The 14,452-nt window shown below is 38.2% G+C and carries 14 protein-coding genes; 12 read left to right on the top strand and 2 right to left on the bottom strand.

Annotated features, from left to right (window positions below):
• Positions 1-9 precede the first annotated feature (9 nt).
• Genes MBBTH_RS00410 through MBBTH_RS00400 form a run of 3 tightly spaced genes read left to right on the top strand, consistent with a single transcriptional unit; the run spans position 10 to position 1,756 of the window.
• Positions 10-1,176: a hypothetical protein gene (locus MBBTH_RS00410; RefSeq protein ID WP_116591076.1), complete on the top strand. Its 1,167-nt coding sequence runs from the start codon at positions 10-12 to the stop codon at positions 1,174-1,176.
• Complete coding sequence (locus tag MBBTH_RS00405) at positions 1,173-1,466, top strand: hypothetical protein (RefSeq protein WP_116591075.1); 294 nt, start codon at positions 1,173-1,175, stop codon at positions 1,464-1,466. Before MBBTH_RS00410 ends, MBBTH_RS00405 begins: the two co-directional genes overlap by 4 nt.
• On the top strand, positions 1,463-1,756 hold the full coding sequence (locus MBBTH_RS00400) for a hypothetical protein (protein WP_116591074.1): 294 nt from the start codon (positions 1,463-1,465) through the stop codon (positions 1,754-1,756). The genes MBBTH_RS00405 and MBBTH_RS00400 overlap by 4 nt, the downstream gene beginning before the upstream one ends.
• A gap of 26 nt (positions 1,757-1,782) precedes the next feature.
• On the opposite strand, the gene MBBTH_RS00395 is transcribed toward MBBTH_RS00400, so the two are convergent.
• Both MBBTH_RS00395 and MBBTH_RS00390 read right to left on the bottom strand, forming a co-directional pair.
• The gene (locus MBBTH_RS00395; RefSeq protein ID WP_116591073.1) at positions 1,783-2,148 is read right to left on the bottom strand and encodes a hypothetical protein; all 366 of its coding nucleotides are present in this window, start codon (positions 2,146-2,148) and stop codon (positions 1,783-1,785) included.
• A 41-nt stretch (positions 2,149-2,189) separates the two neighbouring features.
• The gene (locus MBBTH_RS00390) at positions 2,190-3,281 is read right to left on the bottom strand and encodes a cation diffusion facilitator family transporter (RefSeq protein ID WP_116591072.1); all 1,092 of its coding nucleotides are present in this window, start codon (positions 3,279-3,281) and stop codon (positions 2,190-2,192) included.
• 132 nt (positions 3,282-3,413) lie between these two features.
• Between MBBTH_RS00390 and MBBTH_RS00385 the strand changes: the two genes are divergently transcribed.
• From MBBTH_RS00385 to MBBTH_RS00345, 9 genes are all read left to right on the top strand, one after another.
• Positions 3,414-3,839, top strand: coding sequence for a universal stress protein (locus MBBTH_RS00385; RefSeq protein WP_116591071.1), 426 nt, complete (start codon positions 3,414-3,416; stop codon positions 3,837-3,839).
• Between the two features lie 9 nt (positions 3,840-3,848).
• Complete coding sequence (locus tag MBBTH_RS00380; protein WP_116591070.1) at positions 3,849-4,235, top strand: hypothetical protein; 387 nt, start codon at positions 3,849-3,851, stop codon at positions 4,233-4,235.
• 30 nt (positions 4,236-4,265) lie between these two features.
• The gene (locus tag MBBTH_RS00375) at positions 4,266-6,635 is read left to right on the top strand and encodes a CDP-glycerol glycerophosphotransferase family protein (RefSeq protein WP_116591069.1); all 2,370 of its coding nucleotides are present in this window, start codon (positions 4,266-4,268) and stop codon (positions 6,633-6,635) included.
• Positions 6,636-6,644: 9 nt separating this feature from the next.
• Positions 6,645-7,532, top strand: a complete 888-nt coding sequence (locus MBBTH_RS00370) for a LicD family protein (RefSeq protein WP_116591068.1) — start codon at positions 6,645-6,647, stop codon at positions 7,530-7,532.
• Positions 7,522-8,271, top strand: a complete 750-nt coding sequence (locus MBBTH_RS00365; RefSeq protein ID WP_116591067.1) for a hypothetical protein — start codon at positions 7,522-7,524, stop codon at positions 8,269-8,271. Before MBBTH_RS00370 ends, MBBTH_RS00365 begins: the two co-directional genes overlap by 11 nt.
• A gap of 10 nt (positions 8,272-8,281) precedes the next feature.
• Complete coding sequence (locus MBBTH_RS00360) at positions 8,282-9,229, top strand: LicD family protein (RefSeq protein ID WP_116591066.1); 948 nt, start codon at positions 8,282-8,284, stop codon at positions 9,227-9,229.
• Positions 9,230-9,351: 122 nt separating this feature from the next.
• Positions 9,352-10,314: a LicD family protein gene (locus MBBTH_RS00355; protein WP_116591065.1), complete on the top strand. Its 963-nt coding sequence runs from the start codon at positions 9,352-9,354 to the stop codon at positions 10,312-10,314.
• Positions 10,315-10,323: 9 nt separating this feature from the next.
• Entirely contained in the window at positions 10,324-12,513 is a 2,190-nt protein-coding gene (locus MBBTH_RS00350; RefSeq protein ID WP_133241915.1) for a bifunctional glycosyltransferase/CDP-glycerol:glycerophosphate glycerophosphotransferase, read from the top strand.
• 7 nt (positions 12,514-12,520) lie between these two features.
• The gene (locus MBBTH_RS00345; protein WP_116591063.1) at positions 12,521-14,449 is read left to right on the top strand and encodes a glycosyltransferase family 2 protein; all 1,929 of its coding nucleotides are present in this window, start codon (positions 12,521-12,523) and stop codon (positions 14,447-14,449) included.
• Positions 14,450-14,452: the final 3 nt, after the last annotated feature.

Below are 14,452 nucleotides of genomic sequence, written 5' to 3'. Positions count from 1 at the left end.
GGTGTTTGAATGCTAAACGGTCTTACAAAGTATTTGGAATCGGATAAGGAAAAGCAGGCTTTAATAGACGATTTGATAAATCCGAAAGTGGTCTTTTATGAGAAGGCCCTTAAATCAGAAATGCGTTATAGCGAAGCGTCTTATGACCTGCGCGAAATGGACACTCCTGCAAGGCTTTTAAGTCTCACCAAGTTCTGCCCGAAATGCCAACGCAGATACCCTGAAGAGGAAAATGCCTGTTATGACTGTCTTGTAACATTGAAGCACGTATCGGATAAGGTTCCCGTGCACGACATCGAGTCAAGACCGACATTCGAGTTTGACGGTAAAACTATCTATGATGATTTTCAAGGCATTCTGACAGAGGAAAACATCACCAAAATCAATGATTTCGACTTCAAAAGCGCTGATTTTAAACATATCATCAATAACCTCAAGAGGACATCACTTGAAAACCTGGATGAGGTGATTGAGAAAAACTATGTCGATATGGATGAGCTGACCACATTGGAAAGCGTTCTTCTGTTTGCCAAGACATTTGTCAATGTGGACTACAAGTCATACGGCCAGGAGCTCGGTTATTTCGAGTTCGGAACAATAACAATCGATGACAGGCAATCAGACTCATTCCAGATAACCACGCTCATACATGAACTGGCGCATTTTCTCTTGAAGGAGATTCTTGTTGGAGTGCTGTGCGATTTGCTTGACTGCAAGAGCAGCAGCCTTGTTGATGTCATAGTCACATATATATTGTCCTACAGCAATTTCACACGCCTGATTGATGAGTATTCAGCACACTGCTGTGAGGGACGCTTCACCGTCTACGGATATCAGGACTACTCCTCATTCCTGCAGATCATAGCCCAGATGGACGGGGAAATGTCAAAAGAGGAGATTGAGATAACAAAATCCATAGGCAACACCTTCGCAAATTCAATCAAGGACATACTTGAAATCTTCATTGACCATGAGCTGCTGCGCCAGATAAAGAGAGAATTCCTGATGTATCATCATGAGAAGCCGAATTACGAGATGCTCAAGCTTGAAAACTGTGAAAAGCTGACAGAAGAGGGATTCCTCAAGGCTATATGGCTGGTTGTAAGTGACGGATTTATAGTGGCAAGCGAAAATATGGATAAATTGGAAGAATACTTGAAAGAGGTTAAACAATGAACATTAAGGAAAGAGTAATCAATTTGAATAAGGAACATTCCGGAAAGGATATTGAAATTGAAGAATTGTTATTGACAATCATCACAAAATTCCAGCTGTTTGAGCCATGCAATTACCTCTCAGAGGACGAGGAATGGCTGAATGTTGCAATCATATCACTTGAGGACAACAGTGTCTCACAGCCCCTGTCCATCCGCAAGAGCGAAATAACAACATTCGGCGTATTCAACAGGGAAGAGGTTGAAGTTAACTTAAACCCGCAACAGGGATCCGAGGACCTGTATCAATGAAGGAACTTGTTTTTTATGAGGATTTTGACGTTGACGAGGTTAGCGAAAGCATTAACGATGTCATGTCAAAATGGTCCATTCACTTTTTAGATATCAACGGCCCGAACTGGATAATATACGACTATGAGATGGAAGTGAAATGCATTTTCCAGTTCAGGGTGGACTTCTATGACCTTGAAAGTCGGATAAAGCTTGAGGACTTGAAATTGAATGTCATCCATCACATCGAATCCTTAAGGGATGAGACAACATATAGGGATAATCTGACAAATTCAGTGTTTTTTGACTAAAAAAAGAAAAAGAGAATTAAATTTGTTTATTTAATTCTTGTATTGTAATATCTTACACCATCGGTATCGTAGGTGTACCATCTGTCCACCTCATCGTCATATCCTTCACCGATTACAGTAACATAGGAATCGGATTGAGGGTTGTAGACTCTGTAGGTAGCGTTGCTTGTGTTGGTGTCATTTCTTGTTGAATTATCTCCAACAACGGTGTCATTGGTAACATTACCGTTTTCATCAATCATGATGACATCTGTAGTGTCGTTTGCAGTGTCATTGGATAGATCTATTCCGGTATCGTTACTGCCGGTGGCGATAATGTAGGCACCAACTGCAACAAGAGCAACCACGAGGATTGCTATAGCGATTAGAATAATATTTCTTTTATCATACATTTAATCACCTTGATACAATATCTGTTTTTCATAGTATATAATTAATCACTTACGTCAAAATCGTCAATCATTGCATAATTGAATTCCGGATGTTTGTCCTTGATTTCCTTTAGGATTTTGCCCTTGACCGCCTCACGGTCAGCATCAAAGTCAACGATTATGTCGAATGTGACCAGCTTTTCGGCCTCATAAACCATGAATGCATGTATCTCAAGAACTTCATCATATTTTGAGGCTATTTCATACAGGTCGTCACGTATTTCGGAGTGTCCGTTGTTATGGGCATATATTCCGATTGTCAGGGCTATTGAGAATTCCTCATATATCTTTAGCGCAATCTGTCTTGACAGCTTGTGGATGTCCAATGCGCTTAAATCGTCATCCACCTCAATATGCACTGACCCCTGCATTTCCTCAGGTCCGTAATTGTGCAGGCTCAAGTCATATGCTCCGTAAACTCCAGGAACTTCACGGATTGATGCCTTGATTTTCTGGGAGAGTTCAGAATCGACCCTTGCGCCGATCATGCTGTCCAGGGTTTCCCTAAGCATGTCGATACTTGCCTTGATGATCACTATTGAGATTATCACTCCAAGTATTCCCTCAAGTGATATGTGGAAGAATATTGAGATTATCGCCGCAACAAGTGTTGATAAGGACAGTATCGCATCGAAAAACGCATCGCTTCCTGAAGCGACAAGCGCCTGTGAGTTGATGTCCTCGCCGACACGCTTGACGTATTGGCCTAAAACGAACTTGACGACAACGGCAACCGCAACGATTATGAGGGAAACGGTCGTATAGTTTGTAACGTCCGGATTGAATATTTTCGGCCAGGATTCCATCAGTGCGGTGATGCCCGCCCACAATACTATGGCTGCAATGATTACTGATGAGAAATATTCAATACGCCCGTAACCGTAAGGGTGGTCCTTGTCAGGAGCCTTGCCTGCAAGCTTTGCCCCAATGATTGTAATGATTGATGACAATGCATCAGTTAAGTTGTTTACTGCATCCAGGGTGATTGCAATGGAATTGGTGGCAATACCTACCACTGCCTTGAATGCAACCAGTATGAGGTTGACAACAATGCCTATTATGCTTGTCTTCACAATTTTCTCTTGTCGTGTCATAATATGATATTGGTATTACACATTAATTATAATTTTTCGAATATTGTTCAATCGATTAAAATTAACTTGAATAGGATAAGATTATTAACTAATAGCAACAAATATTTTATTACATATAAATTAGGTGCAGTTATGTATAAAAAGATTTTATTACCAACAGATGGTTCAACATATGCGACTCAGGAAGTGAAAAGAGTTACTAATTTAATTGATGATGATGGTGAAATCATTATCCTATCCGTTGCTGGTAAATTAACATCTAGCGCATTTCAAAGTCGTAAAAAAGTTAGAAAAGTAAATGAAAGAATGAAAAGGGAAGCTGAGGAAGCGGTAAAGAATATGGTTGCCGAATTTGACGATGACTTGAACGTTACACCTATGGTAAGGACAGGTTTTGCGGCAGAAACAATCAATAAAGTGGCATCTGAGGAAGGCGTTGACCTGATTGTAATCTCATCCTCAGGTAAAAGCGGACTTCACAGGTTTATCCTCGGCAGCGTAACTGAAAAAGTCTTGAAAACAGCAGATGTAGATGTATTATTAGTTCACAACGATTAGGTGATGGGAATGGTAAATGCAAAGACACTGGTTGTTCCGATTATATTGATTCTAATCATTGTAATTGGCGCTTTTGTGTTCATTCAGTCAAATTCACACAATACCAAAGTTGAGGTAATCAGCAATTCGACCTTGATGAATGGTGATTCGGTGGTTATTGTCCTGAAGGATGAATACAGAAACGTTTATCCGGATGAAAAGGTTCACATAAAGATTCTAGACGATTCCGGATGGGCAGACAATTATGATGTGGTAACTGACGCTAACGGTCAGGCATCAGTTCAATTGTCAGCGTTTGAGAATGGAAACTACACCATTCACACCAATTATAATGGAACATTGTTCAATAAGCCATATCATGGTGTTGATTCATTAGTTATCGATGATGGATATTAATTCCATCAATATTTATTTTTTGTGATTGTTATGGGTTTTAAATCTAAATTGCTTAATCTTAAAGAGTGTGCTGTAAATTCAATGATTTACAAGGAATATTATAATAAGGATTTAGATGAGAAACTCGTTTATTTAGAATCCCGTGACGGTCTGGATTTCACGGGAAACATTTTCAGGATAGTTGAGGAGCTTTCAACAGGCAAATACGGCGACCTTAAGATTCATGTTCACGCAAAGCCACAGGTTGTCGACAGGATTAAAGCCTTCAAGAGAAACTATAATTTAAAAATTGACAAAATCATTACAAAGGAAGCCCTTGCAACAAAAACCCTTGAAAAGGCCAAGTACATATTCACCGATTCGGGAATCCGGCCGAAGTATGTGAAAAGGGAAGGCCAGATATTTGTCAACACATGGCACGGAACCCCATTGAAGGCGATGGGAAAGGACAATGTTGCCGAGGAGCATCGTTTGGGCAATGTTCAGCATCCACTTCTTTCAAGCGATTATCTGCTTTATCCGAATCATTACATGAAGGAAAAGATGCTCAATGCATACATGATAGAAAAGATTTTTCCTGGAAAAATCCTGATGGAAGGATATCCAAGAAACAGCGTATTTTTAAAGGAATCCTGGCTAAAGGATAAATTGGGATTGGAGGATAAGGAAATATTCGTTTATATGCCCACATTCAGGGGAATATTTATGGACCGTGATGATGAGGGGCAAAAAAATGAAGTTGAAGAAATATTGTCCCAATTGGATTTGCGGCTAAAGGATAATCAGATATTGTATGTCAAATTGCATGTCCTGAACGAATCCCAAATAGATTTCGATAAGTTCACTAATGTAAGGCCATTTCCACAGGGCTATGAGATATATGATGTTTTGAATATGGCTGATGTATTGATTACTGACTATTCAAGCGTATTCTATGATTTTGCAAACACCAAAAGAAAGATTATACTGTTCAACTATGATGAAGAGGAATATATGTCATATCGTGGTTTTTATGTACCATTGAAGCATATTCCTTTTCCAAAGGTTCGCAATGTTGATGGATTGGTGGAGGAGATGAATTCGCCAATCAATTACAAGTCAGATAATTTCCTCAACAAGTTTTGCCAATTCGACAATGTGGATGCGGCAGAAAGGATATGCAGACACATATTTTTAAATGAGCATGTCTGTGTTGAAGAGGAGATTGAAAATGACAATCCGAACATCCTGATATTTGCAGGGGCATTGTATAAGTTCGGAATAGCTTCAGCATTGTTTAACTTACTTAACAATGTTGACAGGACAAAATACAACTTTTTCATAACATTCAAGCAATGGGAGGAAAATATCCTTCAAAATCATGAGGAAATCTTCAAGATCATTCCTGATGATGTGGAGGTCCTGCCAATCAGATTTAATTTAATCCCAACAGTCAAGGAGAAGCTGGCCTACAATAAGTTTTATCTGTCAAACGATAGGATGGACTGTCCGAGTGAGCTGCGCAATCTTTTCAAAAGGTCCTTCGACAAGCAGTTCGGCAGTGTCAAATGGGACATGGTGATTGACTTTGATGGATATAACCATGACGAAACTCTAATGTTTACCTCAAGCGACTTTAAAAGCGGCGTTTGGGTTCACAATGATATGGTATCTGAAATGAAAGCCAAGCACAATCAAAATCCAAACGTTTTAAGAGAGGCTTATTCTCAAGCCGATAACGTTTGTGTGGTGTCTCCAAGTCTGGTGGAACCGACCAAATCGATAAGCGGCCGCAAGGACAACGTTCGTGTCATCCATAACCTGAACGACTACGAATCAATCTTGAAACGGTCAAATGAGGAGGTTCATTTGGATGAAAACACCATTGTCTACAATAATGAGATTGAATGTGTTTTGGCAAAAGACTCAATTAAGTTCATCACGATAGGCAGATTTTCACCTGAAAAGGGTCATGAAAGATTGATACTTGCATTCAATGAGTTCTGCAGTGATTTCCCTGATGCCCAACTAATCATCATTGGAGGATATGGAGTAGAATATGAAAAGACCTGTGAATTAGTCGATTCGGTTGAATACGGAGACAATATAACGTTGATAAACAACATTTCAAACCCAATGCCTATTTTAAAGGAATGTGACTTGTTCATACTCTCTTCCTATCATGAGGGATGGCCAATGGTGTTGATGGAAGCGGATACGTTATGCGTTCCAATAATATCAACGGATATAGCATCCACTCGTGCGATGGGCCATTATGCAGGACAACTGGTTGAAAATTCACAGGAAGGAATCCTTAAGGGAATGCATGATTTTGTCGACGGAAATGTTTTATGCTGCAATTCTGATTTTGAAAAGTACAATGATGTTGCAGTAGATGAATTTTACAGTTTATTGCAGTAGGTGAAATGAATGTTTTTTGACAAATCCAACGATAAGATAAGCAAGGACGATTTGATACCTCGTAAGGATTTCGAAAAGCTACAGAGCGTTGTTGATGTTCACCAGGATTACATAAACAATCTTTACGTTTTTTATAAGTTAAGGCCAACACCGTTTCTGGAAAGTGTCAGGGATTTATCCTATGAGTTGCTGCGCTTCTTTGATGAGCTTTGTGAGGAGTATGATTTGACCTACTGGATGGATTATGGAACCCTTTTGGGGTCTGTCAGGCATGACGATTTCATTCCATGGGATGACGATCTGGATGTTGGAATGATGAGAAGGGACTATCTTGAGCTGATTGAAATATTGGATACCCAAATCGGCAAGTTTGAAAACATTCACTTTGACAAGTCCGGAAATTGGATAAAGCTTATCTATCAAATCGATGAAATAGGTGAATGCCTCATGAGCATTAATGTATTTCCATATGACTATATAGATGGCGAGCCTATGGATGGTTTTGAGGAAAGATACACTCAGATAAGGGAAAACCTCAATAGCATTGACATTGATGAGATGTATGGGGAGTTAAGTCTCACATTTGATGAAAGCGAATATTACATTGCAGGTGTTGAGGGAATCAGGGGAAAAAGCAAAATGCACTCGTTCAAGATACTTGAAAGTGAGGGATTGTTCCCGCTTCAAAAATCAAGGTTCGGAAAGTATGAGTTTCCCTCACCAAACGATTCATTATCATATGCCAGGGACATATATGGCAAAAGGTTCATCAAGATTCCTAAAAAGAAGCCTAAGCAGACAAGATTGGCACGTTTAAGAGGAATTGAAAACATTGAAGAGATTTTGAAAAGGTCCTGCGAGGACTTAAAAAAGATTAATGATAATTATGATTTTTGATAGATTCGGCAATAATGAGAATGAGGAAATAATTTCAGATGAGGAGTTTATTTCCAGAAAGGAATTTAAAAAGCTAAAAAGACTTATAAATGCTCATCAGTATCACATTGATAATGTCCACATGTTCTATAACCTGGAACCGACTCCCATTTTAAGGGATATGCTGAATTTATCATATGAACTGTTATCTTTCTTTGATAATGTGTGTCGTAAGCATGGAATCATCTATTGGATTGATGATGACACTCTTCTAAATGCGGTAAGAAATGGACAGCTGATGGCCTTCAGCGAAGAGATTAGTGTTGCTGTCATGAAGTCTGATTTGGATAAGATAAACGATGCAATTCAATTGGAAATCGGCCAGACGGGCATGAGTGACCTTGAATATGACCTGAATGCATTGGAGATATCATTGATGTGTTCTCAAATCGGTGCCCAACTGCTCTGTGTTGCAATTTCCGCATATGATGATATAGATGGAAACGTTGTTAAATCCCCACAGAATCGGAAAACAGAACGGAATAATGTATTTCCGATTAATGAAATACAATTAGGAGACTATTCATTCAGCATTCCGTCTCATCCGAATGATTATCTAAAGCAGATGAATGGTGAAAACTATATCAGAAAAATATCCAAACTTCATGATTCAAGCAAGCTGAACCGGCTCAAAATGAATGAAGATATATTGAAGAGACATATCAGGATTTTAGAAAAAGCCAATGAAAATTTTGAATAGTGTGATACTCATGTTTAACAGATTTAAGAAGAAAAGCTCAAAGAAGAATTCGTATCCAACTAAGAAGGAATTCAATGAACTTCAACAGTTGGTGGATAGGCAGCATGATTATTTAAACAACATTTTCGTTTTCCATGAGCTGGAATTTACTCCTTATATGGAACTCATGAGAACAATCTCCTATGAGCTTTTGAAATATTTCGACAATATCTGCACAAAATACGATTTGGAATATTGGCTTGATTTTGGAACATTGCTCGGTGCGGTCAGACATGAAGGGTTCATCCCATGGGATGACGATTTGGATGTCGGAATGTTGAGAGAGGATTATTACAGATTTTTAGAGGTTTTTCCATCCGAACTTGAAAAAAGCGGCATGAAGAATGTTGCCGCATGGTTCAAGGAGCCCTCATGGGACGTAGGTTCAATAAGATGGTATCAAATCAACTGCAAATATCCGGATTTCAACGGAAAATATGTTGGCATTGACGTTTTTCCATATGACTATATAACCGACTTTGATGATGACTATATACCAAGGTTCCATAAGCTGCGCCCTGAATTCTTCAAGACATGGGACGGGGAGATTGACCACCTGAAGGATGCAATCGATTCAAGCTGCGGTCATTTGAACCTTAGCTTGTCCAGGACAGACCACTTCATTGCGGGCGTTGACGGGGGCCGTTTCAGAACAGGTTCTGTCTTCAAGATCCTAAAAACTGAGGATCTGCAGCCTTTAAAAAGAATCAAGTTCGGCAAATATGACTTTTTGGTTCCAAACAACACAGACAACTATTTAAGCGAGATATACGGCAAGAACTATATGGAAATCGGAAGGTCCAGCAAGGACCATGGCCGTCTGACCAGATATAAGAAATATCCGAATATCATGGAAAGGCTAACTGAAGCGAAAGATGAATTGATCAAAGTTAATGAGAATTTTGATTATATTCCCTAAATTATTTTAAATTGCTTATTTTTTTAATTAATTCCTTAAAAACTTAATTTAACCCTAACTTTTATATAACTTATTTAATAAATAATTAAATGAATAAATAAAAATTTTCATGGGTGTTTAAAGTGGTTAAGGATAAGATTAAAAGAAAAATATATAATGGATTGGGAGTATCTAAAGATGACTTTGTAACACGTAGAGAATTCAATAAGGTTCAAAGGCTTGTTAATACTCACCAAGATTATTTGAATAACATCTATGCTTTCCATGATCTCCAGCCAAATAAATATTTGACATTAATGCAGGATTTATGCTATGAGTTCATGCTGTTTTTTGATAATGTTTGCAAAAAGCACGGCATTGAATACTGGATGGATTATGGGACCTTGCTTGGAGCTTACCGTCATGAGGGATTGATTCCATGGGATGACGATTTGGATGTTGGAATGATGAGAGCTGATTATATCAGGTTCATAGACATAATACAGGATGAGCTTGACAGGTGTGACCTTCCAGAAGTCAAGGCCGCCTTAAAAATAGATAAGCATAACGACAAGTCAGTCAGATGGTATCAAATCTCTTACTACTATCCTGGATATAACGGCAAGTTCATCGGACTTGACATTTATCCATATGAATATCTCAAGGATTACGATGGCAGGGACTTGGAAAATGATTATATGATATTTTCAAAGGAATATTACCACAATCCTGATGACCATGATTTGGAAGAGACAGTTTATGAGTTCTATGAAAAGTTCAACTGCACTCTTGAAAGGGACACCCATATGATTCCAGGTGTGGAGGATTCCAGAAACAACCTAAGGAAATTTTCCGTGTACAAGTTTGACGTTGTGGAAACCGATCAGGTTTTCCCTTTAATCCGGCTTCCGTTCGGCCATTATGAATTTTTGGCCCCCGCTGATTCAAGACAATATCTGATTGACATTTACGGTAAGAATTTCCTTCAGATTCCTAAAAAAATCAGAGACCATGATAGGCTTAACAAGTTCAGGCGCAGAGAGGGAATCATGGAAAAACTGGAGGAATCCGTGGAAAATCTCAAAAGGGCAAATGAAAAATTTTAATTGATAAACATGACATTTTTAAGCATTATTATTCCATTCGACACTGTCGAGAGATATCTCAAGGACTGTCTTGACAGCATATCTGAGCAAAACATTGATGATTATGAAATCATCCTGGTATTGAATGGGGAAAAAGAGAATGTAAATGATTTAATCAATAGTTATGACAATTTAAACATCATTGTCAAGTCATTTGATGAGCGTTTAGGAGTAGCCCGTGCCAGAAATGAAGGGTTGAAAATGGCTGGCGGGGAATATGTCTACTTTATCGACAGCGATGATTACCTGTATAAGAATGCATTGGAAAAATTGGTAAACACCGCAAAAGCCACTCATGCAGATTTCATTAACGGAGAAAGGATGGCGACTCCTTTCATACGTGAAAGATTTGAAGAGAGATTCACCAAAAAAAGCAAATATCCGATGAAAAAAGGCAAACTGTCTGATATGGAATTTTCAATGAGGCAGTTGGTCGGTACAAAAACAAATAAAAAGGAAATATTGTCTGTCCTTCATTCATTGATAAAAAGAGACATTATAGCAGACACTCTTTTTGATGAAAATGACAGGTTCTATTCAGATTATTTCTTCATGACTTCAATCTTCCCAAGATTAAATACCTTCGTCGGTGTAGAGGAGGCAGTTTATGCGAAAAGAAACAGGGATGATCCGATCAATCTGACTTCCCTAAACCAGGAAGACCATGGGGATGCGTTCCTAAGCTATGCGACTGCATATAGGGATGTCTTGGAAATTGTCAATGCTCTCTATGATAAAACCCATGATGAAAAATATAAACTGCTGAAGGATGAGATGGCATTCACATTCTTTGATTATTACTACAAGGTATTCGGGCCTAATTTCCTATACAGTGATGATGAAAACTGGAGAGGCCATGTTTTTAAGATTATGCAGGAGATTTCCTATGAGTTCAACATGAACTATTTGTCATTTATTCAGAAAAGGGAAATCAAGGCTTTTCAGGAAAACAACATTAGGAAATTGACCAGATTCATCAAGATTAGGGTCAATTTCAAGAAGACCATACGCGTTTTCAAAAGCAGATGGAGATTCAAGACATTCATCTACTTCAGGTATTACAATAGAAAGCCTATAAATAAAAACCAATTCATGTTCGCTAGCTTTTTGGGCAAATTTTACTCAGACAGCCCTAAATACCTTTATGAATATATGTATAACAAATATGGCGATGAGCTGGATTACGTATGGGTAATCAATGACAAGAACGTTGAAATCCCTGGAAACCCAAAGAAGGTCAAAAGATTCTCCCTTGCTTATTATAAGGAACTGGCAAGGTCCAAGTATTGGGTCATCAACGGCCGTCAGGCTTCAAGACTTCATAAGAGGGATTCTCAGAAAATCATTTCAACATGGCATGGTACTCCACTCAAGAAGCTTGGTTTGGATATTGGAAATGTCCATACAAGAGACCCGAACATCAAGAAATCCTACATCAAGGTGGCCAAGGAATGGGATTACTTGATATCACCTAATCATTACACCACAGAAATCCTTCGCAGCTGCTTTGCATATGATGGGGACATTCTTGAAACAGGTTATCCTCGTAATGACATTCTCTACAATGCAACTCCTGAGCAAGTTCAAAAGATCAAGGATGACTTGAATTTACCTTCAGATAAGAAAATTGTATTATATGCTCCTACATGGAGGGATGACGAGTATTTTGATGCTGGTAAAATGCATTTTACATTAAAGCTTGAATTGGACAAGCTGCAAAAGGCAATCGGTGATGAATACATCGTGCTTGTGAGGACCCATTACTTCGTTGCCGACAAGCTTGACCTCTCCCCATATAAGGGATTTGCGTATGACGTTTGCAAATATGACGATATCGCTGAATTATATCTCATCAGCGACATATTGATTACAGACTATTCCAGTGTTTTCTTTGACTATGCAAACCTTAGAAGACCTATTTTATACTACACATATGACCTGGAAAAATACGAAAACATATTGAGGGGATTCTACATTGACATTCACTCAGAGGTTCCGGGGCCATTGCTTAAGACCACTGAAGAGGTTATTGATGCAATAGTGAATATTGAAGATTTAAAGAAAGAGTATGCAGACAAGTATGATGAGTTCTATGAAAGGTTCTGCAGTTTCGAGGACGGTAACGCCTCAAAAAGAATTGATGATGCAATAAGGAAATAGGTGAATTATGGTTAAGATTTCTGTTATTATGCCGGTTTTCAATGTAGAGGGATACATTGAGGAAGCGCTTGATTCTCTTCTCAATCAAACTATGATTGACGATATTGAAGTGATAATGGTAGATGACGGCTCAACAGACAGTTCCAGATTCATCATAGACGAGTATTCTGATAAGTATGAGAATTTCCATGCATACCATAAGGCAAATGAGGGTCCTGGAATAGCACGTAACTACGGTTTGGAATTTGCCAAGGGGGAATATGTCCATTTCATGGATTCCGACGATTATATGCCTCCTCAGGCTTATGAAAATTTGTATGACTTTAATCATGACAATGATTTCATTGTTGGAAATATCCTGAAGTTCGGGGAATTCAACATATGGGAAAACATTTTATTTAAGAAGGCATTCAAGGATTTCGAAGGCAGCGTAAAATCATTCAGGCTGGAGGAATATCCTAACTTATTGTGGGACACCATCACATGTAACAAGCTTTTCAAAAGGGAATTTTTAGACAGGTTCAACATTCGATTCATCAATGAGAACACCTATTATGAGGATCTGCTCTTCTCATTCGAAGCATACATTAACGCCGAGTCCATAGGCTTTTCACAAAAAATCTTCTATTTCTGGAGACTTAGAAAAAACAAGTCCTCAATCACTCAAAAGCAGGATGATGTCAAAAACTTCACTGACCGCATAAAAGTATTAAAGATTTACCATTCGCTTATGGTCGAGAGAGGATTGGATGACAGGCTTTCCGACATCATATATGAGAAATGGCTTATGCATGACCTGAAGACCTCCCTTAAGAAACTCAACAACTACTCCGGAAAGTATTATGATGAGTTGATTGAGGGTGTTTGTGAAATGCTGGACATAATTCCGGATTACTTGAGGGACAATCTGAACTGCTATTTGAAGATATTATATCGAATGGTTGAAAATCATGACATCAATGCCCTATTGAAGTTTGCGCATTTGGAAGATGAGTTTTTAATGAATCCTCAAATGGAATTGGATATCGGTGAGGATTACCTTAAGATGGTAAGTTTTGATTGTGATACGGACGACAGGCAATTTAATGCCGTTGTCAGTGATGTTTATAATGATGGCGAAAACCTGTTCATGGAGTTCACTGAAAATTTATCCCTAACTCCAAAAGATTATCCTCATGAAATTCTTGTTTCCATGATTCATCAAAATGATGAGTTTCCACTAACCTTGCATAATAATAAGATTACCATTCCATTAAATTTAATTAAGGATTTTGACCATTCAAAAATTAAAGTGACATATAAGTCAAGTGAATTTTTTTATGAAGTTCTTTTAAAAAATTATAAGCGACACTCAATAAGATACGCAAATTACGACATTGACCTTGGAATAGGAATCAACAATGTACTCTACCTTGACGTCAAGAAGAAAACATACAATGAGATTGTTATAGAGGACATTGCCCTTGAAGATGAGATATTCAGATTCCATTGCAAATCCCTTAAGGAAACAAAAAGCATGGTCCTTACAAATTTTGTCACATACTATCAAGTTACATTTCCGGTCGATTACGATGCCCTTTCTTCCAGATTCACTTTCACAATACCATATGATGAGTTTACAAGATTTATCATAAAGAAATATGAATTGAATTCTCCAGAGTCATTTAATTCCATTAGCGTCAAAAGGGAATTTAAATTCATCCATAACAATACCGTCGTGAAGTTCAAGAACAAGAGAAACAAGATCTACATTTCAAACAAGTCAGTTCATGATTCATCCGGAGATGTAGAAACCCTAATCAGGAATAATGAAAAGCTAATAAATGAAAACAATAGGCTGAAATCAAAAAATAAAGAGTTGAACAAAAGGATAGAAGAGTTCAAATCCCGAAAGGCCGTCAGGCTGATTGATGATTTTAAAGACAAATTAAGATAAATG

Source organism: Methanobrevibacter thaueri (genome assembly GCF_003111625.1).
GTDB lineage: Archaea > Methanobacteriota > Methanobacteria > Methanobacteriales > Methanobacteriaceae > Methanocatella > Methanocatella thaueri.
Note: the sequence above shows the minus strand (reverse complement) of the source record. Positions and strands in the feature narration are given on the sequence as shown.